General features: G+C 70.0%; 17 protein-coding genes. 5 read left to right on the forward strand and 12 right to left on the reverse strand.

Translation table 11 applies throughout. From position 1 onward, the window contains the following. Positions 1-247: 247 nt before the first annotated feature. The gene (locus tag EF387_RS31630) at positions 248-793 is read left to right on the forward strand and encodes a hypothetical protein (RefSeq protein ID WP_238431818.1); all 546 of its coding nucleotides are present in this window, start codon (positions 248-250) and stop codon (positions 791-793) included. 28 nt (positions 794-821) lie between these two features. Here the strand turns inward: EF387_RS31630 and cimA are convergent, their stop codons facing one another. The 4 genes from cimA to EF387_RS31645 form a co-directional block, all read right to left on the reverse strand. Continuing rightward, positions 822-2,426 carry a citramalate synthase gene (gene cimA, locus EF387_RS31635; protein ID WP_128380083.1) on the reverse strand — a complete coding sequence of 535 codons (1,605 nt, stop codon included), beginning with the start codon at positions 2,424-2,426 and terminating at the stop codon, positions 822-824. 61 nt (positions 2,427-2,487) lie between these two features. Then, positions 2,488-2,616: a hypothetical protein gene (locus EF387_RS49490; protein ID WP_274388966.1), complete on the reverse strand. Its 129-nt coding sequence runs from the start codon at positions 2,614-2,616 to the stop codon at positions 2,488-2,490. A 246-nt stretch (positions 2,617-2,862) separates the two neighbouring features. Next, positions 2,863-3,951, reverse strand: a complete 1,089-nt coding sequence (locus tag EF387_RS31640; protein WP_128380084.1) for a branched-chain amino acid aminotransferase — start codon at positions 3,949-3,951, stop codon at positions 2,863-2,865. Positions 3,952-4,235: 284 nt separating this feature from the next. Then, positions 4,236-5,276, reverse strand: coding sequence for a 3-isopropylmalate dehydrogenase (locus tag EF387_RS31645; protein ID WP_128380085.1), 1,041 nt, complete (start codon positions 5,274-5,276; stop codon positions 4,236-4,238). A gap of 173 nt (positions 5,277-5,449) precedes the next feature. Here EF387_RS31645 and EF387_RS31650 point away from each other — a divergent pair, with 173 nt between their 5' ends. Then, a complete protein-coding gene (locus tag EF387_RS31650) occupies positions 5,450-7,018 on the forward strand; it encodes a purple acid phosphatase family protein (protein WP_128380086.1) in 1,569 nt (522 codons plus the stop codon). Between the two features lie 144 nt (positions 7,019-7,162). Here the strand turns inward: EF387_RS31650 and EF387_RS49495 are convergent, their stop codons facing one another. Further along, positions 7,163-7,297 carry a hypothetical protein gene (locus EF387_RS49495; RefSeq protein ID WP_128380087.1) on the reverse strand — a complete coding sequence of 45 codons (135 nt, stop codon included), beginning with the start codon at positions 7,295-7,297 and terminating at the stop codon, positions 7,163-7,165. Positions 7,298-7,675: 378 nt separating this feature from the next. Continuing rightward, complete coding sequence (locus EF387_RS31660) at positions 7,676-8,215, reverse strand: GNAT family N-acetyltransferase (protein WP_128380088.1); 540 nt, start codon at positions 8,213-8,215, stop codon at positions 7,676-7,678. Between the two features lie 110 nt (positions 8,216-8,325). Between EF387_RS31660 and EF387_RS31665 the strand changes: the two genes are divergently transcribed. After that, a complete protein-coding gene (locus EF387_RS31665; protein WP_238431819.1) occupies positions 8,326-10,290 on the forward strand; it encodes a glycoside hydrolase family 97 catalytic domain-containing protein in 1,965 nt (654 codons plus the stop codon). 81 nt (positions 10,291-10,371) lie between these two features. Here EF387_RS31665 and pruA read toward each other — a convergent pair whose 3' ends face one another. Beyond that, the gene (pruA, locus tag EF387_RS31670; RefSeq protein WP_128380089.1) at positions 10,372-12,003 is read right to left on the reverse strand and encodes an L-glutamate gamma-semialdehyde dehydrogenase; all 1,632 of its coding nucleotides are present in this window, start codon (positions 12,001-12,003) and stop codon (positions 10,372-10,374) included. Between the two features lie 199 nt (positions 12,004-12,202). Continuing rightward, on the reverse strand, positions 12,203-13,129 hold the full coding sequence (locus EF387_RS31675) for a proline dehydrogenase family protein (protein ID WP_128380090.1): 927 nt from the start codon (positions 13,127-13,129) through the stop codon (positions 12,203-12,205). Between the two features lie 130 nt (positions 13,130-13,259). On the opposite strand from EF387_RS31675, the gene EF387_RS31680 reads away from it, so the two are divergent. Continuing rightward, entirely contained in the window at positions 13,260-14,504 is a 1,245-nt protein-coding gene (locus EF387_RS31680) for a PucR family transcriptional regulator (RefSeq protein WP_202918432.1), read from the forward strand. A gap of 116 nt (positions 14,505-14,620) precedes the next feature. Beyond that, positions 14,621-15,238, forward strand: a complete 618-nt coding sequence (locus EF387_RS31685) for an ATP-binding cassette domain-containing protein (protein WP_238431820.1) — start codon at positions 14,621-14,623, stop codon at positions 15,236-15,238. 329 nt (positions 15,239-15,567) lie between these two features. On the opposite strand, the gene serA is transcribed toward EF387_RS31685, so the two are convergent. The 4 genes from serA to EF387_RS31705 form a co-directional block, all read right to left on the reverse strand. Beyond that, positions 15,568-17,157: a phosphoglycerate dehydrogenase gene (serA, locus tag EF387_RS31690; protein ID WP_128380093.1), complete on the reverse strand. Its 1,590-nt coding sequence runs from the start codon at positions 17,155-17,157 to the stop codon at positions 15,568-15,570. Between the two features lie 303 nt (positions 17,158-17,460). Then, a complete protein-coding gene (ilvC, locus tag EF387_RS31695; RefSeq protein WP_128380094.1) occupies positions 17,461-18,459 on the reverse strand; it encodes a ketol-acid reductoisomerase in 999 nt (332 codons plus the stop codon). A 132-nt stretch (positions 18,460-18,591) separates the two neighbouring features. Beyond that, positions 18,592-19,119 (reverse strand): acetolactate synthase small subunit, encoded by a 528-nt coding sequence (ilvN, locus tag EF387_RS31700; RefSeq protein ID WP_128380095.1) that lies wholly within the window; start codon positions 19,117-19,119, stop codon positions 18,592-18,594. Positions 19,120-19,168: 49 nt separating this feature from the next. Beyond that, on the reverse strand, positions 19,169-21,013 hold the full coding sequence (locus tag EF387_RS31705) for an acetolactate synthase large subunit (RefSeq protein WP_202918425.1): 1,845 nt from the start codon (positions 21,011-21,013) through the stop codon (positions 19,169-19,171). Between the last annotated feature and the right edge of the window lie 73 nt (positions 21,014-21,086).

Genomic DNA, 21,086 nt, shown 5'->3' on the forward strand with positions numbered 1-21,086 from the left:
GGACCGCGGGCCGCCGAGCCGCCGGGCCGCCGGGCCGCCGGGGCCGCCGGGCCGCCGGGGCCGCCGGGCCGCCGGGGCCGCCGGGATCGTAAGGACGGTGTGGGCTTGCCGTCGCGAACCGCATCGGGTTTCCCCTTCGCCGGGCTCAAGGAACACTCGCCGCGCTGAACTCCCGTGTCTCTTCTGTGACTTGGTCGGAGTCAACTGGCGGCTTGGGGGAGCGCCGAGACTCCGGTACAACCGAGCGGTGAGCGCCCTGGTCACACGGCGCGCGGGGGACGGAGGCGGACGGGTGCGGCGGAGTTTGCTCGCGGTGGTGGGGGCGGTTGCCGGGGTGGCGTTGCTGAGCGGGTGCGGGGCGGAGATCCTTCCGCTGGCCGCCGTGCACCGGGATTCCGACGGGCATCTGAAGGCGCTGTTGCGGCCGTGCGGAGACGACCGCATCTACGGCCTCGGGCTGAGGGCCACACCGACCGACGAGGAGGCGGCCGACGCGGACCCCGAGCGCAACTTCTCCGGCTGGGAGGCCCACGGTCAGCGGACTCTCACCGACGCCGACTTCCCGCTCTTCTCGCCGCCCGCCGCCTGGCGCAGCCGGCCCGTTGGGGCACAGGAGCTGACGGAGGAGTACACCTACACCCTCGGCTTCGGCAAGGACGGGGAACCCTACTACTCCGGCCTGGTCAAGTTCCGGGCGGCCGACATCGAGCGGCTCCGCCCGGGCCGGGTCTGGGCCGACGACCGGGCGATGACCCTCGGCGAGTTCGAGGAGCTCGCCGAGGACTCATGCTGACCGCGCGGGTGCCAGTGACCCGCGAGGGCTACTCCGCCGGTTCGACGCCCGCGCGCATCAGCCCGTACGTGTAGGCGTCCTCCAGCGCCTGCCACGAGGCCGCGATCACGTTGTCCGCCACGCCCACCGTCGACCACTCCCCCGCGCCGTCCGACGTGGAGATCAGCACCCGGGTCGTGGACTCCGTGCCGTGCTTGCCTTCCAGGATGCGGACCTTGTAGTCGACGAGGTCCAGCTTGGCGAGCTGCGGGTAGATCTTCTCCAGGGCCACGCGCAGCGCGCGGTCGAGTGCGTTGACCGGGCCGTTGCCCTCGGCGGTGGCGACGATCCGCTCGCCCTTGGCGAAGAGCTTCACGGTGGCCTCGTTGGCGTGGCTGCCGTCGGGGCGGTCCTCGACGATCGCGCGCCAGGACTCCACCTCGAAGTATCTGCGGACCTTGCCCTCGACCTCGGCGCGCAGCAGCAGTTCGAAGGAGGCGTCCGCGGCCTCGTACGTGTAGCCCTTGAGTTCGCGTTCCTTGACCCGCTCGACGACGCGGCCGACCAGCTCCCGGTCGTCACCGAGCTCGACGCCAAGTTCCTTGCCCTTGAGCTCGATCGAGGCGCGACCCGCCATGTCGGAGACGAGCATCCGCATGGTGTTGCCGACCAGTGCCGGGTCGGTGTGCTGGTACAGGTCCGGGTCGACCTTGATCGCGGAGGCGTGGAGGCCCGCCTTGTGCGCGAAGGCGGAAACACCCACATAGGGCTGGTGCGTGGACGGCGTGAGGTTGACGACCTCGGCGATGGCGTGCGAGATCCGCGTCATCTCGCGCAGCTTGCCCTCGGGGAGGACCTTCTTGCCGTACTTCAGCTCCAGGGCCGCAACGACGGGGAAGAGGTTGGAGTTGCCGACGCGTTCGCCGTAGCCGTTGGCCGTGCACTGGACGTGGGTGGCGCCGGCGTCCACGGCGGCGAGGGTGTTGGCGACGGCGCAGCCCGTGTCGTCCTGGGCGTGGATGCCGAGCCGGGCACCGGTGTCCGCGAGGACGGTGCCGACGACCGCCTGCACCTGGGCGGGGAGCATGCCGCCGTTGGTGTCGCACAGGACGACCACGTCGGCGCCGGCCTCCGCGGCGGCGCGTACGACAGCCTTGGCGTACTCCGGATTGGCGCGGTAGCCGTCGAAGAAGTGCTCGCAGTCGACGAACACCCGGCGGCCCTGCTCGCGCAGGTAGGAGACGGTGTCGCGGACCATCTCGAGGTTCTCCTCGAGGGTCGTGCGCAGGGCGAGCTCGACGTGCCGGTCATGGGACTTGGCGACCAGGGTGATCACCTGGGCGCCGGAGTCGAGGAGGGCGCCCACCTGCGGGTCCTCGGCAGCCTTGCCGCCGGCGCGACGGGTGGCGCCGAAGGCGACGAGCTGGGCGTGCTTGAAGTCGATCTCCTGCCGGGCGCGGGCGAAGAACTCGGTGTCCCGGGGGTTGGCGCCGGGCCATCCGCCCTCGATGAAGCCGACGCCGAAGTCGTCCAGGTGCCGTGCGATGGCCAGCTTGTCCGCGACCGTGAGGTTGATGCCCTCGCGTTGCGCCCCGTCGCGCAGCGTCGTGTCGAAGACATGGAAAGAATCGTCGAGTTCGCTGGTTTCCGTCATGGGTGTTCGGCTCCTGTATTGGATCTCGGTCTACCGGAATGACCGGCTCCACCGTCCCCCATCATCCCTCGCGCTCCCTTTCCGGCTTGAGGTGGGCCAGAAAAGCGAAAAACCTCTCGCGGGTGCGAGAGGTCTGCGCGCGGGTCGAGACGACGATGCCCGCCCGTACGTGGTCGTACGTGGCGGTCACTGCGGACCGGCGCGCCTGCTGCCAATAATCGTGGCGAACGAGAGCACGGGGGCAGTCTGCCACAGGCGGCGGACTGCCCCCGCGCACATCTCACGATGCGGGCGACGGGCTGACGGTGACGTGTGCCACAGTTGTTCAGCGGAGGTGGCTCTGTCCGTGGCAGGTCCTCGCACGAACTGCCGGTCCCCCAAAGCTGGTTGGCGGACCGGCAGTCGACGCAGAGCGGGCACTCGGCCCAGGGCGGACTCAGCCCAGGTCGTGCATCCAGCCGTGCTTGTCCTCGGCCGTGCCCCGCTGGATGTCCAGCAGTGCCTCGCGGAGCCTCAGGGTGACCTCGCCGGTGCCGCCGTCGGCGTGGCTCCACGCGGCGCCGGTGCGCTTGACCGTTCCGACGGGGGTGATCACCGCGGCGGTGCCGCAGGCGAAGACCTCCGTGAGGCTGCCGTTCTCGGCGTCGCGCTGCCACTGATCGATGGAGATCCGGCCCTCCTCGGCGGTGTAGCCGAGGTCCCGGGCGACGGTCAGCAGCGAGTCACGCGTGACGCCTTCGAGGATGGAGCCGGTGAGCGAGGGGGTGACGAGACGGTCGCCGTACACGAAGTACAGGTTCATACCGCCGAGTTCCTCGATCCACTTGTGCTCCACGGCGTCGAGGTAGCAGACCTGCTCGCAGCCCTGGGTGGCCGCCTCGGCCTGCGCGAGCAGCGACGCGGCGTAGTTGCCACCGGTCTTGGCGTCGCCCATGCCGCCGGGGACGGCACGGACCCGGTCCTCCGACAGCCAGATGGACACCGGCTTGACGCCACCCGCGAAGTACGCGCCCGCCGGAGAGGCGATGACGAGGAAGAGGTACTCGTTGGCCGGCCGCACGCCCAGCCCGACCTCGGTGGCGATCATGAACGGGCGCAGGTAGAGGGACTCCTCGCCGCCGTGCGCGGGCACCCAGGCCTGGTCCTGCTTCACGAGCGCTTCGATGGCCTCGATGAAGGTCTCCTCGGGCAGCTCCGGCATGGCGAGCCGGCGGGCGGACCGCTGGAAGCGCCGGGCGTTCATCTCCGGACGGAAGGTGGCGACCGTGCCGTCGGGGCGGCGGTAGGCCTTCAGCCCTTCGAAGATCTCCTGCGCGTAGTGCAGGGTCATGTTGGCGGGGTCGAGGGAGAGCGGGCCGTACGGAACGAGCTGACCGTCGTGCCATCCGCGGCCCTCGGTCCACTTCACGGTCACCATGTGGTCGGTGAAGTGGCGGCCGAAGCCGGGGTTGGCGAGGATCGCCTCACGCTCCGCGTCGGAGAGCGGGTTGGCGGAGGGCTTGAGCTCGATCGTGGGCGTCGTCATCGTTGGTTTGTCCTTCACCGTGTGTTTGTGACGGGCCGCGCTCACGCCCGTACGGCCGGTGGCCGGTCATAGGACGTCCGAGCATTCCCTCATTCGGCGGCTCCGTGTCCGATTATCTCGCATGTCTCGTGACGGAGACCGGGGAAGAAAACGGTGTGAACCGCGGCCCATGGTTGATGGTGACACCCGGCGGAGCATAGGAGAAGCCGCCGGGTGCGGATGCGACCCGGCGGCTTCCTCAGCAGCTTGTGAGAGCTTCCTGAGCAGGTGAGGAGCGCGGCGGGTCAGCCGGCTACTCGGGCGGCGAGCGCGTCGCCGATCTGGTCAGTGGTGCGGGCGGTGGTGCCGCGCTCCGCGAGGTCGGCGGAGACGGCCTCCTCGATGCGGACCGCCTCGGCCTCGTAGCCGAGGTGGCGCAGCAGGAGGGCGACGGACAGGACGGTGGCGCTGGGGTCGGCCTTGCCCTGGCCCGCGATGTCGGGCGCCGAGCCGTGCACGGGCTCGAACATCGACGGGAACTCACCGGAGGGGTTGATGTTGCCGGAGGCGGCGACGCCGATGCCGCCGGAGACGGCCGCGGCGAGGTCGGTGATGATGTCGCCGAAGAGGTTGTCGGTGACGATCACGTCGAACCGCTCGGGCTGCGTGACGAGGTAGATCGTCGCCGCGTCGACGTGCATGTACTCGGTGGTGACCTCGGGGAACTCCTCGCCCACCTTGTTGAAGATCTCCGTCCACAGGTGGCCGGCGTGCACCAGCACGTTGTTCTTGTGGATGAGGGCGAGCTTCTTGCGGGGGCGGGCCTGGGCGCGGGCGTAGGCGTCACGCACGACGCGCTCGATGCCGAAGGCGGTGTTCAGCGAGACCTCGGTGGCGACCGCGTGCGGGGTGCCGGTACGGATGGTGCCGCCGTTGCCGGTGTAGGGGCCCTCGGTGCCCTCGCGGACGACGACGAAATCGATCTCCGGCTGGCCGGCGAGCGGGGTGGCGACTCCCGGCAGCAGCTTCGACGGCCGCAGGTTGACGTGGTGGTCGAAGGCGAAGCGGAGCTTCAGCAGGAACCCGCGCTCCAGGACGCCGGACGGGACCGAGGGGTCGCCGATCGCGCCGAGCAGGATCGCGTCGTGCTTCTTCAGGGCGTCCAGGTCGGCGTCGGTGAGCGTCTCACCGGTGGCGTGGTAACGCTTGGCGCCGAAGTCGAACTCCTCGGTCTGCAGCTTCACGTCCTGCGGAAGGACGACGCCCAGGACCTTGAGGCCCTGCGCCACGACCTCCTGGCCGATACCGTCACCGGGGATCACTGCGAGACTGATGGTTCGAGACATGACGGCACCGTACTCCTTGTCCCATGGGATGACATGCACCGTCCGGGATCTGGACACCGAGGTGTCGGCGGCACACCGCCCGGTGACCGCGAGGCCCGGAGGGCATCCATCCGTTGACCGGCGTTCACCCCTGCGTTTGCCCTGAGTTGGGAATCGCTGGGAAGTTCAACCACATGGAAACTCCCGATTTCGGCATTCCCGAGCAGCTCGTACGCCGGATGAGCATGGCGGAACAGTACGAGTACCTGCGCGCCAGACTGTCCCGGCGCCGCACGCTGGTGACCGCGGGCGCGGTGGCGGGCGGGCTGCTGACCGGGTGCTCGGGGTCGGACTCGGCCGCCCGGGACCGGTCGCCGACGCCCTCCGCCACGGCGACGGGGCGGGTGCCCGGTTCCGCGGTCACCCCGTTCGGCCGCCATCTCGCCTTCGGGGCCGACCCGAAGACGCAGATGCGGATCTCCTGGCAGGTGCCGTTCGCGGTCAAGAAGCCTTTCGTCCGGGTGGGTCTGCGGCCCGAGGACCTGAGCAGGCGGATCGAGGCCGAGCTCCGTGACCTGCACACGCCGGGTGTGGAGGGGGTCCGGATGGCGTACGACCAGTACTACGTGCACGCGGCTCTGGACGGTCTCAAGCCGGGCACCACGTACTACTACGGCATCGGCCACGAGGGCTTCGACCCGGCGTCGCCCCGGCACCGGTCGACGATCGGCTCGTTCCGTACGGCCCCCGCGAGCCCGGAGCGGTTCGTGTTCACCGCCTTCGGCGACCAGGGCGTCAACCGCAACGCGCGCGCCACCGACAAGGTGCTGCTGCGTCAGAACCCGGCCTTCCACCTCCACGCCGGCGACATCTGCTACGCCAACCCCACCGGGCACGGCGAGAAGTCGGACCTGTTCGTCCCGGACCTGTGGGACTACTTCCTCAAGCAGACCGAGCCGGTGGCGAAGTCGGTGCCGTGGATGGTGACGACCGGGAACCACGACATGGAGGCCGTGTACTCGTCGGACGGCTACGGCGGCCAGCTGGCCCGCTTCTCGTTCCCGGACAGCGGCTTCGACCCGGGCGGGGCACCGGGCGTGTACTCGTTCGTCTACGGCAACGTCGGCGTGGTGGCGCTGGACGCGAACGACGTCTCCTACGAGATCCCCGCCAACCTGGGCTACACGGACGGGAGGCAGACGGCCTGGCTGGACCGCAGGCTCGGGGAACTGCGCGCGTCGGCATCGGTGGACTTCATCGTCGCCTTCTTCCACCACTGCGCCTACTCGACGTCGAAGCACGCCTCCGACGGCGGTGTGCGCGACAAGTGGGTGCCGCTCTTCGCCAAGCACCAGGTGGACCTGGTGATCAACGGGCACAACCACGTGTACGAGCGGACCGACGCCGTCAAGGACGGCGGGGTGGGCAGGGCGGTGCCGGTCGGCGGGTCGACGGATCCGACGCGGGACGGGATCGTGTACGTCACGGCGGGCGGGGGCGGCAAGGACCTGTACGGCTTCCCCGACGGGGTGAAGGACAGCTACGAGAAACGTGTCCGCAACCACGACTCCGTCGAATCCTTCCACTGGACGAAGTCGCGGGACAAGAAGGAGGAGACCGTGGAGTGGTCCCGGGTGCGCTACACCGGGTTCTCCCTCCTCTCGGTGGAGGCGGAGACCGGCGCGAAGGCACGCCTGAAGGTGTCGGCGCTCGCCTCGGACGGCGAGCGCGTCGATCACTTCGAGATCAGGCGCGGCGCTTAGGGGGTGTCCCTGCGGGCCCCGACGGCGCCAACGATGCCTGTCGGGAACTGGTGCCGCAACAGGCAACGTTCGCCCCGGACGCCGCTCCTTGACGGGCAAATTGCCTGCCGCGGCACTAGCTCAGGAGTGCCCGGTCTCGCCAGCTCAGGAGTGCCCGGTCTCGCCGCCGTTGTCCCTGCGGTCGAGGGCGCGCTGGAGGGCGGCTGCGGCGTTCTTGCGGTCGGATTCGCTCGAACGGGAGATGTGACGGACTCGGCGGCGGACGGTCGTCTCGGCCATGATGATCGACTCCTCGGCATCAGGGAGTACGGAAGGTGGGGGAAACGAGACGCCGGGTGGGGCGGGGAGCGGAGCCGCAGGGGTTGCCTGCCGGGGCCCGGCTCACGACCGCCATTCGCTTGATCGAGCGAGACGTTCGGCTCCTACAAAGCTAAGCGAGGACCGAGCATCTGTCTCCACGATTACTCGGACTTCCTACTATCTGAGACGGTCGATTGCATCACATGCGCCTGACCTGGGGAAACACTGTTTCGCGGAGGGCGGGCGCGCGCCGTTGTGCGCCCGCACCCAACGGGGCGGCAGGGGTGGTTTTCCGCCTCCTCCGAACCCACCCGAACCGTAAATGGTGGACGGGGCCCGAGGCCCGACCCTGCCCGGTCACAGCAGATCGCCGTCGCGCCAGTCGAACAGGAGCGGATGGGCCGGGTCCAGAGGGCCTGCGGAGCCGGGACGGACGAAGGTCGCACCCTCCTCCTCCGGCAGCGGCACCACCCCGGACGGACCGAGGGCGGCGATCCCGCCGGGCCAGCGGTGCCAGCCCCGGGCCACGTACAGCAGGGCACCCTCGTCGGTGGCGGACAGGGCGCCGAGCACGTAGGCGCCGTCGAGCACCCGTTCCAGCGCGTCCATCACCCGTCCGCCGAGCCCGGTCCGCCGCACGTCCGGGCGGACCGCGACCCCCTCGACGTAGCCGGTGCGCAGCGAGCGCCCGGCGTGCCGTACGCGGCGCTGGACGACCGAGCCGTGGGCCGCCAGCCCCGCGTCGTCGTGGACGAGGGCGTGGACGCCGCCGAGGGTGTGGTCCCAGTCGTCGGCGCTGAAGTCGCCCTCGAAGGCGGCCTCCAGGAACGCGCGCACGGCACGGAGCTCGGCGGGGACGAGGTCGGCGGTGTGAGCGGTGCGCAGACGGGCGGTCATCCGGTCAGTAAACCACCCGTCGACCTGAGCCCAGGAAGAGCAATCCGATGTATATCAGCGTCAAAGGCCTTGACAGCCCCCATGGGCCCCTACACCCTCACAATCATCCGATGACTCAACAGGAGGCTGACCCCATGGCGGTCCAACGCCGGATCCGCAGCACGGTGTTGACACTCTGTTCCACCCTCCTCGCCACGGCCGTGGCGGCGCTCCCGGCCCAGGCCGATCCGGCCTCGGCCGACCGTCCCGAGCGGTTATCAGGCCAGTCCAAGTCCTGGGAGGTGCGCGGCCCGCTGGGTTCTCCCACCGCCACCGTCGCCCTCGATCCGGCCGACGGACATCCCACCCTCACGATCAGACGGGGCGGCCGCACGGTCCTGGAGCCCTCCCCCGTCGGCCTGGTCACCGAACGGGCCGACTTCTCCAAGGGCCTGACCTTCACGGGCCGCTCCACCCGCACGGTCGCCGAGCACTACACCGCCTCGTCGGGCAAGCGGGAGAAGCGGTCCTCCCTGATGACCGAGACCCGCTTCCGGTTCCGCACCGCGAGCGGCGCCCGCCTCGACCTGCTGACCCGGGTGGCCAAGGACGGTGTCGCGTACCGCTACGTCCTGCCCGGTGACACCGGCAACGTCCTGCGCGAGACCTCCGCGTTCACCCTGCCCGCCGGCTCGGACGCCGTCCTCGGCGCGTACCGGTCCGACAACGAGCTCCAGTTCAAGCGCTACGAGGCGGGAGCGGCGCCCGCGGGCTCGTACATGATGCAGGCGCTGTTCAGGACGGGCGGCGGCTACGCCTTCGTCGCGGAGTCCGACCTGAACGGCTCCTACTCGGGCGCGCATCTCACGCACGAGGCCAACTCGTCGACGTATCAGGTCGGCCTGTGGAACAACGAGCCTGTGCAGGTGACCGGCGGCCGGCTCACCACCCCGTGGCGCGCCGTGATCACCGGTGATCTGGCGACGGTCACCGAGTCGACCTTCATCGACGACATCGCCGCGCCCTCCCGGGTCCGCGACACCTCGTGGATCAAGCCGGGCACGGCCTTGTGGACCTGGCTGGCGGGCGGCAGGGAGGCCGGACAGAGCCTCGAGGCGCAGAAGAAGTACGTCGACTACGCGGCCGAGCGCGGCTGGCCCTACGAGGTCGTGGACGCCGGCTGGTACTTCAAGCCCGGCGAGTGGGAGGTCATCGACCCGAACTGGCAGACCGACAACTGGATGCCCGAACTGGTCCGCTACGCCGCGAAGAAGAAGGTCGGCATCCACGTCTGGCTGCACTGGACCCTGCTCACCGACCCGGTGGAACGTGAGAAGTGGCTCGGGACGCTGGAGCGTTGGGGCGTCAAGGGCGTGAAGATCGACTTCATGGACTCCGAGTCCCAGGACCGGATGCGCTGGTACGACGACGTGCTGAAGGCCACCGCCGACCACCGTCTGCTCGTCAACTTCCACGGTTCGACGATCCCCAAGGGCATGCAGCGCACCTGGCCCCAGGTCATGACCTTCGAGGGCGTCGGTGGCGAGGAGAAGCGCACCAACACCGCCGAGCACCTGGCGTCCCTCCCCTTCACCCGTAACGTGCTCGGCTCGATGGACTTCACGCCCGGCGCGTTCCACCGCCCGTTCCGCCCGAACGTGGCCTCGGACGCGGGTGAGTTGGGGCTCTCCGTCCTGTACGAGTCCGGCATCCAGAACCTCGCCGGTACCCCCGAGTCCTACGACGCCCGCCCGGAGGCCCGCCGCTACCTCGAGCAGGTGCCCGCGAGCTGGAAAGAAACCCGGCTGCTCACCGGTGACCCGGGCCGCTCCGCGGTCCTGGCCCGACTCGCCCAGGACGGCCGCTGGTTCATCGGCGGCACCTTCGCCGGGGCGGCGCAGTCCGTGGACGTACCGCTGCGCCTGGGCGCGGGCCGCTGGCTGGTGGAGACGGTGACGGACGGCCCGTCGGGTCTCGTGCGCGAGCCGCACGTCGTACGGGGCGGCGACACCCTGACCGTCCCGGTCGTGGCGGACGGCGGCTTCGCGGCGCTCGCCTGCCGCTGGTTCCCGGGCCGCACGACCTGCGACCGTTGACCCACCGAGACGCGGGAGCGCCGGACCCGACGGGTCCGGCGCTCCCCCATGTGCGGGGGCCTCAGCCCATGTGCGGGGGCCTCAGCCCATGTGCGGGTACGTGTAGTCCGTCGGCGGGACCAGCGTCTCCTTGATGGAACGGGTGAGCGTCCAGCGCATCAGGTTCTGCGGCGCGCCGGCCTTGTCGTTGGTGCCGGAGGCCCGGCCGCCGCCGAAGGGCTGCTGGCCGACGACCGCGCCGGTCGACTTGTCGTTGATGTAGAAGTTTCCGGCCGCGTAGCGCAGCCTCTCGGCCGTGTACGCCGCCGCGGCGCGGTCGTTCGCGATGACCGAGCCGGTGAGCGCGTAGTCCGACACCGACTCCATCTGAGTCAGCATCTCCTCGTACTTCTCGTCGTCGTAGACGTGGACGGCGAGGAACGGCCCGAAGTACTCGGTCGTGAAGACCTCGTTGACCGGGTCCGAGCACTCCACGACCGTCGGGCGGACGAAGTAGCCGACGGAGTCGTCGTACGAGCCGCCCGCGACGATCGTGCACGCCGGGTCCTGCTTCGCCCGGTCGATCGCCGCCTTGTTCTTGGCGAAGGCGCGCTCGTCGATCACCGCGCCGATGAAGTTGCCGAGGTCCGTGACGTCGCCCATCGCGATGCCCTCGACCTCAGCCGCGAACTCCTCCTTGAAGCCGGAGTTCCAGATGGAGGCCGGGATGTACGCGCGGGAGGTGGCGCTGCACTTCTGGCCCTGGTATTCGAAGGCGCCCCGGGTCAGGGCCGTCTTCAGCACCGCGCGGTCGGCGCTCGGGTGGGCTACCACGAAGTCCTTGCCGCCGGTCTCGCCGACCAGCCGCGGGTACGAGCGGTACTTCTCGATGTTGTTGCCGACCGTCTTCCACAAGTACTGGAAGGTCTTCGTCGAGCCGGTGAAGTGGATGCCCGCGAGGTCGCGGTGCTCCAGCGCCACCTTGGACACCTCGATGCCGTCGCCGGTGACGAGGTTGATCACGCCCTTCGGCAGGCCGGCCTCCTCCAGCAGCCGCATCAGCAGCACGGCGGCGTGGGTCTGGGTCGGCGACGGCTTCCAGACCACGACGTTGCCCATCAGCGCGGGCGCGGTGGGCAGATTGCCCGCGATCGCCGTGAAGTTGAACGGGGTGATCGCGTAGACGAAGCCCTCCAGCGGGCGGTGGTCCAGGCGGTTCCAGACGCCCGGGGCGTTGGCCACCGGCTGCTCGGCCAGCAGCTGCCGGGCGTAGGCGACGTTGAACCGCCAGAAGTCGACCAGCTCGCACGGACAGTCGATCTCGGCCTGCTGCGCAGTCTTCGACTGGCCCAGCATGGTGGAGGCGGCCAGGGTCTCCCGCCACGGGCCGGCCAGCAGCTCGGCGGCGCGCAGGATGATCGCCGCGCGGTCGTCGAAGGACATCGCGCGCCACCCGGGAGCGGCGGCGAGGGCCGCGTCGATGGCGTCCCGGGCGTCCGCCTGCGTGGCGTTGCGGTAGGTGCCGAGCACGGCCTTGTGGTTGTGCGGCTGCACTACCTGGAAGGCCTCCCCGCCGCCCATCCGCCGCTCACCGCCGATGGTCATCGGAAGATCGATCGGATTCTCGGCCAGCTCCTTGAGCTTGGCCTCCAGCCGGGCCCGCTCGGGCGAGCCGGACGCGTAACCGTGCACGGGCTCGTTGACGGGGGTGGGGACCTGGGTCACAGCGTCCATGGGATCGGTGTGCTCCTTACGTGAGCGGGTGCGGGCGGGACTGGCGGGAACCGTGTGGGCTCCGCCCTGAGTGAGGATCGAGCGGAAACTTCGGGCAAAGAAACGCAGATTCGCCGGCCTCTCCGCCAGACGGCGCATGCCGCGCCAACCCGGGGGACAATCCCCGGACCCCCGGCAGAATCGGTCCAACGGCCATCACTCAGCCCCGGGAAAGCAGACTTCGGGCAAAGAAACGCAGGTTCGCCGGCCTCTCCGCCAGACGGCGCATGAAGTAGCCGTACCAGTCGGTGCCGTACGCGGTGTAGACGCGCACCCGGTGGCCCTCGGCGGCCAGCCGCAGCTGCTCGTCGGCGCGGATGCCGTACAGCATCTGGAACTCGTAGTCGTCCGGGCCGCGGCCGGCCCGGTGGGCGAGTTCCCGGCCGATGGCGATCAGCCGGGGGTCGTGGGTACCGATCATCGGGTAGCCGTCGCCCTCCATGAGGGTGCGCAGGACGCGGACGTACGCCCTGTCGACGTCCGCCCTGTTCTGGTGCGCCACGGAGGCGGGCTCGTCGTAAGCGCCCTTCACCAGACGCACCCGGCTGCCGGAGGCGGCGAGCCGCCGGGCGTCGGCCGCGGTGCGGAAGAGATAGGCCTGGATGACGCAGCCGGTGTCGGGGAAGTCCTGCCGCAGCTCCTCGTGGATGGCGAACATCGAGTCGAGGGTGGTGTGGTCCTCGGCGTCCAGGGTGACGGTGGTCCCGATGCGGGCGGCGGCCTCGACGACGGGCCGGACGTTGGCGAGCGCCAGCTCGTGGCCGCCCGGGAGCGCCTGGCCGAACATCGACAGCTTGACCGACGCCTCGGCCTTGGTGCCGAGCCCCAGCCCGTCGAGACGTTCGATCAGCGCGAGGTAGGCGTCACGCGCGGCGGCGGCCTGCTCCGGTGTGGTGATGTCCTCGCCGACGACGTCCAGGGTGACCTCCAGTCCCCTGTCGACCGTCTCCTTGACGACCGGTACGACGTCGTCGACCGTCTCCCCGGCGATGAACCGGTCGACCACCGGTTTGGTCACCGGCGCCGCCGAGACCAGACGGCGCAGGGTGTCACTGCGCGACGCGGCCAGGATCAGGGGACCCAGCACGGGGCACCTCCACGGGAGTCGAAGCCGGAAGCCGGTGTTACGGCACCGAGAACCACCGTGAAACTTAAGGATCCCTCCGATCGTGGGCCATCGACAGCTGTCACGCATCCGTGCCCTGGATCTCAGACAGATGTATGAAGGCCCCCGGGTGCTGCGGGAGAATGCCCCGATGACGGAGGACTACCAGGAGCTGATCGACGAGATCTCCGCGCTGCTCGGGGCCCCCGCGACGCTGGAGAACCGCGACTTCGAGCTGATCGCGTTCGGCGCGTACGACAGCGAGAGCGAGCTGGACGAGGCGTCCCTCGACCCGGTGCGCACCCGGTCGATCCTGACCCGGCGCTCGACGCCGGCGGTCCGCGCCTGGTTCGAGGGGTTCGGCATCACGCGGGCGACGGGCCCGGTGCGCATCCCCCGCACTCCGGAGGCCGGCGTCTACCGGGCCCGCATCTGTCTGCCGGTACGCCATCGCGGGGTGGTCCTCGGCTATGTCTGGCTGCTGGCGGGCGAGCCGGGCCCCACGGACGAACAGCTGGCCGCCGCGATGGAGGTCGCCTCCCGCATCGGCGCCCTGCTGGCGGACGAGGCGCAGGTCGGGGCGGACCTCTCCCGTGAGTTCCGCGCGGTGCTGACCGCCGAGCGCGGCTGGCAGCAGGACATGGCGGTGGCGGAACTGCGCACGGAGCTGGGCCCGCGGGGCGAGGGGCCGCACGCGGTGGTGTGCGTGGCCCCGTGGCCCTCGGCGGATCCGGACGACGCGCCGTCGGTACGGACGGTGCCGGGCGCCACCGCGTTGTGCACGCTCCCGTGGGGCGCGTCCGGCCAGGCCCTGGCCCTGCTGGTGCGGCTACGGGCGACGGACGCGCTGTCCCCGGCGACTTCGGCCGCGGTGCGGTTGCTGCGGGAGGCGGAGGAGACGCGGACCGCGGCCGGTGGCACTCCCGGCGGCGCGACGGGCCGGGGCACCCCCGCCGCCGGGGTCTCCGGTGCCCGCGGTGGTCTCGCCGAGCTCGGCTCCGCGTGGCGGGAGGCGTCGGCGGCCGCGCGTGCCGTGCTCGCGGAACCGCGTCTCGGGCCGGTCGCCGAGTGGTCGGCGGTGGGGCCGTACCGGCTGCTGACGGCCCTGCCCCCGCAGGCGGCGCAGGATCCCGCCGTACGCGCCCTCCTCGAACCGTCCCACCGGGACCTCGCCCGCACGGCCGAGGTGTTCCTCGACTGCGCGGGCCAGGCCGGCCGCACGGCCGCCGAACTCGGTATCCACCGCCAGACCCTCTACTACCGCCTCTCCCGCGTCGAACAGCTCACGGGCCTTGACCTCGACGACGGCGAGGACCGGCTGCTGCTGCACATGGCGCTGAAGGCGGCGCGGCTGTAGAACCGGCCACCGGGCCGGCCGGACCCACTCCAGCTATTGAAAACGATTGTCGTCATTCTGCGGTCGGCGCACGGCCGCTCCTTGACCATCCCTTGTGCGGCGCCGGACGCCCGGCCGTGGGCGGCGTCTCCTTCGACCTGTACGCCGGTGAGACACTCGCACTGGACGGCCCCTCCGGCTGCGGCAAGTCGTCCACGGTCGCCGCCGTGCTCCAGCTGCGGGGACCCGACGGCGGTCGGGTCCGCTTCGAAGGCCGGGAGCTGACGACACTCCCGGAAAGCGAGCTGCGGGGGCTGCGCCCGCGGATGCAGCCCGTGTTGCAGGACCCGTACGGCTCGCTCAGCCCACGCCACCGCATCCGGGACGCCATAGCCGAACCACTGCGCGTACAGGGTCGCTGGGACGTCACGGGACCGGCCCGGGTGGCCGGACTCCTCGAACGGGTCGGCCTGCTCCCGTCCCACGGCGACCGGTTCCCGCACGAGCTCTCCGGCGGTCGGTGCCAGCGCGCGGGAATCGCCCGGGCCCTCGCCTGTGAGCCCCGTCTGCCGGCCCTGGACGAACCGGTCTCGGCGCTGGACCCGTCGGTCCGGGCCGGCATCCTGCACCTGCTGGCGGAACTGCAGGAGGAGTTGGGCATGGCGTATCTGTTCGTCTGCCACGACCGGGCGGTGGTACGGCATTTCGCGCACCGGGTGCTGGAGATGAGGGACGGCAGGCTCACGACCGCGTAGCCGCCGCGATCACCTGTTTCAGTCCCTCGGTGAGCTGATCCCCGTCGAGTGCGGTCGCCGGATCGAACGTCCACCGTGCCCGCAGCCGCGACCGCCACGACATGGCCACGGTGACTCGGCGCTGGGTGGCTGTGCGTGGACTCGATTGCGGTCAGCGTGAGGTGCCCCTCGCCCGCGTCCGCACCCTCGTACGCGCCCGCGCCCTCGTACGCGCCCGCGCCCTCGTACGCGTCCGAGAAGAGTCTGTCCTGACGCGGTCCCCGCAAGCCAAGGGCCCGGTCACCCCACTTCGGGGTGACCGGGCCCGAAAGCCTGGGAAACGGCTCGGCTCAGGCCAGGTTGACCGACCGCACCGAGGTGGCCCCGATCTCGGCACCCACCTCGGCCACCACGTTCTGCGGAACCGTGTCGTCGACCGTGAGCACCGCCAGGGCCTCGCCCCCGGCGGCCAGCCGGGACACCTGCATACCGGCGATGTTGATCCCGGCCTCACCGAGGATGCGACCCACCGTGCCGACCACACCGGGACGGTCGGTGTAGCGGAGCACGATCATGTGGTCGGCGAGCGACAGATCGACGTCGTACTCACCGACGGCCACGATCTTCTGGTGGTGCTTGGGACCGGCCAGCGTGCCGGAGACCGACACCTCCTCGCCGTCACCGAGCGTGCCCCGCACCGTCACGACGTTTCGGTGGTCCGCCGACTCCGAGCTGGTCGTCAGCCGCACCTCGACACCGCGCTCCTGCGCGAACAGCGGGGCGTTGACGTAGGACACGGTCTCGTCGACGACGTCCTCGAACACGCCCTTCAGCGCGGAGAGTTCGAGCACCTTCACATCGTGCTGAGTGATCTCGCCGTACACCTCGACGTCCAGCCGGACGGCGACCTCGCCCGCGAGGGCGGTGAAGATCCGGCCGAGCTTCTCGGCGAGCGGCAGACCCGGCTTGACGTCCTCGGCGATCACGCCGCCCTGGACGTTCACGGCGTCCGGCACCAGTTCACCCGCGAGCGCGAGCCGCACCGACCTGGCGACCGCGATGCCCGCCTTCTCCTGGGCCTCGTCCGTGGACGCACCGAGGTGGGGGGTGCACACGACCTGGTCGAACTGGAACAGCGGGGAGTCCGTGCACGGCTCCTTCGCGTACACGTCCAGTCCGGCGCCCGCGACGCGGCCCTCCTTGAGGGCCGAGTACAGGGCCTCCTCGTCGACGATCCCGCCGCGCGCGGCGTTGACGATCCGCACCGACGGCTTGACCTTGTGCAGCGCCTCGTTGCCGATGAGACCGAGGGTCTCCGGGGTCTTGGGCAGGTGGACGGTGATGAAGTCGGAGACCTCGAGCAGCTCGTCCAGCGAGAGGACCTTCACGCCCATCTGCGCGGCCCGCGCCGGCTGGACGTAGGGGTCGTAGGCGACGACCTTCATCCCGAACGCGGACATGCGCTGCGCGACGAGCGCACCGATGCGGCCCAGACCCACGACACCGAGGGTCTTCTCCGCGAGCTCCACACCCGTGTACTTGCTGCGCTTCCACTCGCCGTTCTTCAGAGCGGAGTTGGCCTGCGGGATGTTGCGCGCGGTGGCCAGGAGCAGACCGCAGGCCAGCTCGGCCGCGGTGACGATGTTGGAGGTGGGGGCGTTGACGACCATCACGCCGGCCTTGGTGGCGGCGGAGACGTCGACGTTGTCCAGGCCGACGCCGGCTCGTGCGACGACCTTGAGCTTGTTCGCGGCGGCGATGGCCTCCGCGTCGACCTTGGTGGCGGAACGGATCAGGATGGCGTCGACGTCTGCGATGGCCGGGAGCAGCTCGGCACGGTCTGCTCCGTTGCACTGCCGGATCTCGAAGTCCGGGCCCAGCGCATCGACGGTGGCGGGAGACAGCTCTTCAGCGATGAGTACGACGGGTTTCGAGCTCACGTGAGTCCTCACAAGTCCAATGCGGACGGCCGTCCCGACGGCCGCATGCGGTGGAGGGGAGCGGCACCTGCGGTTCCTCGGTGTCGCTTGGGCCGCGTGGAAGACGCACGACGCTGTGGGCCTGACGCGTATGTTGTGCAGCAGTGTAGTGGGGCGATGGCGCCCCTCGCCCGTCCGAGCGGAAGGATCACTCGGACGAGCTCCCAACCGGCAACCAGCCCCTCCGGAGTTCGGGGAACGGGGTCCGGTACGGAGCCCCGGGACGGCGCCCCCACGCGGGGGGCGCCATCACCGCGAGAGGACTTACGCCTCCTCGTTCACCCAGCTCATGAGCTTGCGCAGCTCCTTGCCGGTGGTCTCCAGCAGGTGCTCGGAGTCCTGGGTCTTGTACTCGTTGTACTTCTTCAGACCGCCGTGGTACTCGTCCATCCAGGCCTGGGCGAAGGTGCCGTCCTGGATCTCCGCGAGGACCTTCTTCATCTCGGCCTTGGTGGCCTCGGTGATGATCCGCGGGCCGGTGACGTAGTCGCCCCACTCGGCGGTCTCGGAGACCGACCAGCGCATCTTCTCCAGGCCGCCCTCGTACATGAGGTCCACGATCAGCTTCAGCTCGTGCAGGCACTCGAAGTAGGCGATCTCCGGCTGGTAGCCGGCCTCGACCAGAGTCTCGAAGCCCGCCTTGACCAGCGCGGACGTGCCACCGCAGAGCACAGTCTGCTCACCGAACAGGTCGGTCTCGGTCTCCTCGGTGAAGGTGGTCTTGATGACGCCGGCCCGGGTGCCGCCGATGCCCTTGGCGTACGACAGCGCCAGCGCGAAGGCGCCTCCGGTGGCGTCCTGCTCGACGGCGGCGATGCAGGGAACGCCGCGGCCCTCCTCGTACTGGCGGCGCACCAGGTGGCCCGGGCCCTTGGGGGCGACCATGCAGACGTCGACGCCGGCCGGGGGCTTGATGAAGCCGAAGCGGATGTTCAGGCCGTGGCCGAAGAACAGCGCGTCGCCGTCGTCGAGGTTGTCCTTGATGTGCTCCTCGTAGACCTGGGCCTGGATCGGGTCCGGCACCAGGATCATGATCACGTCGGCCTCGGCGGCGGCCTCCGCCGGGGTCACCACGCGCAGGCCCTGCTCCTCGGCCTTGGCCTTGGACTTGGAGCCCTCGTGCAGACCGACCCGAACGTCGACACCCGAGTCGCGCAGCGACAGCGCGTGGGCGTGGCCCTGGCTGCCGTACCCGATGACCGCGACCTTGCGGCCCTGGATGATGGACAGGTCGGCGTCGGCGTCGTAGAACAGCTCGGCCACTTTGGGTTCTCTCCTTGGTGTGCAGGTGTTGCGTCCCACCGTACGGCGGTGAGGCAGGGGAAAGTTTCGGGGTCTCGCCATACGGGCGAGTGAATCGGGGGGCCGGCGTGTGCCGGCCCCCCGATGTGCTTGTTACGCGGAGCGGTCCAGCGCCCGCAGCGACCGGTCGGTGATGGAACGGGCGCCACGGCCGATCGCGATGGTGCCGGACTGAACCAGTTCCTTGATCCCGTACGGCTCCAGCATCTTGAGCATGGCGGACAGCTTGTCGCTGCTGCCGGTCGCCTCGATGGTGACGGCCTCGGGAGAGACGTCCACGGTCTTGGCGCGGAACAGCTGGACGATCTCGATGATCTGGGAGCGCGTCTCGTTGTCCGCACGCACCTTCACCAGAACGAGTTCCCGCTGAACGGCCGAACCCGGTTCGAGTTCGACGATCTTCAGGACGTTGACGAGCTTGTTGAGCTGCTTGGTGACCTGTTCGAGCGGCAGGTCCTCGACATTCACCACGATGGTGATGCGGGAGATGTCGGGGTGCTCGGTGACGCCGACGGCGAGCGAGTCGATGTTGAAGCCGCGGCGGGAGAACAGCGCGGCGATCCGGGCGAGGATGCCCGGCGTGTTCTCGACGAGGACCGAGAGCGTGTGCTTGCTGGACATGGTTGGTCTTCCTCTTCCTTGAGTCCCTTGGGTCCCTGAGCCCGTGCTCTCAGTCGTCGTTGTCGCCGAAGTCGGGACGGACGTCCCGGGCGGCCATGATCGTGTCGTTCGAGGTGCCGGCGGCGACCATCGGCCACACCATCGCGTCCTCGTGCACGATGAAGTCGATGACCACCGGCCGGTCGTTGATCGCGTTGGCCTCGGCGATGACCTTGTCCAGCTCGTCGGGGGACTCGCAGCGGAGGGCGTGGCAGCCCATGGCCTCCGACAGCTTCACGAAGTCGGGGACGCGGGTGCCCCTGGCCTCCGGGTTGACGTCGTCGGGACCGGAGTGCAGGACCGTGTTGGAGTAGCGCTGGTTGTAGAACAGGGTCTGCCACTGGCGGACCATCCCGAGGGCGCCGTTGTTGATGATGGCGACCTTGATCGGGATGTTGTTCAGGGCGCAGGTGGTGAGCTCCTGGTTGGTCATCTGGAAGCAGCCGTCACCGTCGATCGCCCAGACGGTCCTTTCGGGGGCTCCGGCCTTGGCGCCCATCGCGGCCGGGACCGCGTAGCCCATCGTCCCGGCGCCACCGGAGTTCAGCCAGGTGGCCGGCTTGTCGTACTCGATGAAGTGGGCGGCCCACATCTGGTGCTGGCCGACGCCCGCCGTGAAGATCGTCCCCTCCGGTGCGAGCTGTCCGATGCGCTCGATGACCTGCTGCGGGGAGAGTGAGCCGTCCTCGGGCTGGTCGTAGCCGAGCGGGTAGGTCTCGCGCCAGCGGTTCAGGTCCTTCCACCAGGCGGCGTAGTCGCCGGTGCTGCCCTCGCTGTGCTCCTTCTGCACGGCCTGGATCAGGTCGGCGATGACCTCGCGGGCGTCACCGACGATCGGCACGTCGGCGGCGCGGTTCTTGCCGATCTCGGCCGGGTCGATGTCCGCGTGGACGATCTTGGCGAACGGGGCGAAGCTGTCCAGCTTCCCGGTGACGCGGTCGTCGAAGCGGGCGCCGAGCGCGACGATCAGGTCGGCCTTCTGCAACGAGGTGACGGCGGCCACCGAGCCGTGCATACCGGGCATGCCGAGGTGCTGCGGGTGGCTGTCGGGGAACGCTCCCAGCGCCATCAGCGTGGTGGTGACCGGCGCCCCGGTCAGCTCCGCCAGGACCTTCAGCTCGGCGGTGGCGCGGGCCTTGAGGACACCGCCGCCGACATACAGCACCGGCCGCTTGGCCGCGGTGATCAGCTTGGCGGCCTCGCGGATCTGCTTGGCGTGCGGCTTGGTGACGGGCCGGTAGCCGGGCAGGTCCATGGTCGGCGGCCAGGTGAAGGTCGTCTTCGCCTGGAGGATGTCCTTGGGGATGTCGACCAGGACCGGTCCCGGGCGGCCGGTGGAGGCGATGTGGAACGCCTGCGCGATCGCCCGCGGGATGTCCTCCGCCTTGGTGACCAGGAAGCTGTGCTTGGTGATCGGCATGGTGATGCCGACGATGTCCGCCTCCTGGAAGGCGTCCGTACCGATCGACTTGGACACGACCTGCCCGGTGATCGCGACCAGCGGCACGGAGTCCATGTGCGCGTCCGCGATCGGGGTGACCAGGTTGGTGGCGCCCGGCCCGGACGTCGCCATGCACACCCCGACCTTGCCGGTGGCCTGCGCGTAGCCGGTGGCCGCGTGGCCGGCGCCCTGCTCGTGGCGGACCAGCACGTGGCGCACCCGCGTGGAGTCCATCATCGGGTCGTAGGCGGGGAGGATGGTGCCCCCGGGAATGCCGAATACCGTCTCGGCGCCGACCTCCTCGAGCGAACGGATGAGGGACTGCGCACCCGTGACGTGCTCGGGAGCGGACTGCTGCCCAGAGGAACGGGGCCGCGGCTGCGGATGGTGGGCCCCGGTGGCCTGCTCGGTCATCGGCATTCTCTTCTCGATGCTGAGGGTTTTTGCGAATTTTGTACTGGGTTCGACTGGCACTCGTGCAACAAAA

The sequence above is a fragment of the Streptomyces cavernae genome, assembly GCF_004023625.1.
GTDB lineage: Bacteria > Actinomycetota > Actinomycetes > Streptomycetales > Streptomycetaceae > Streptomyces > Streptomyces cavernae.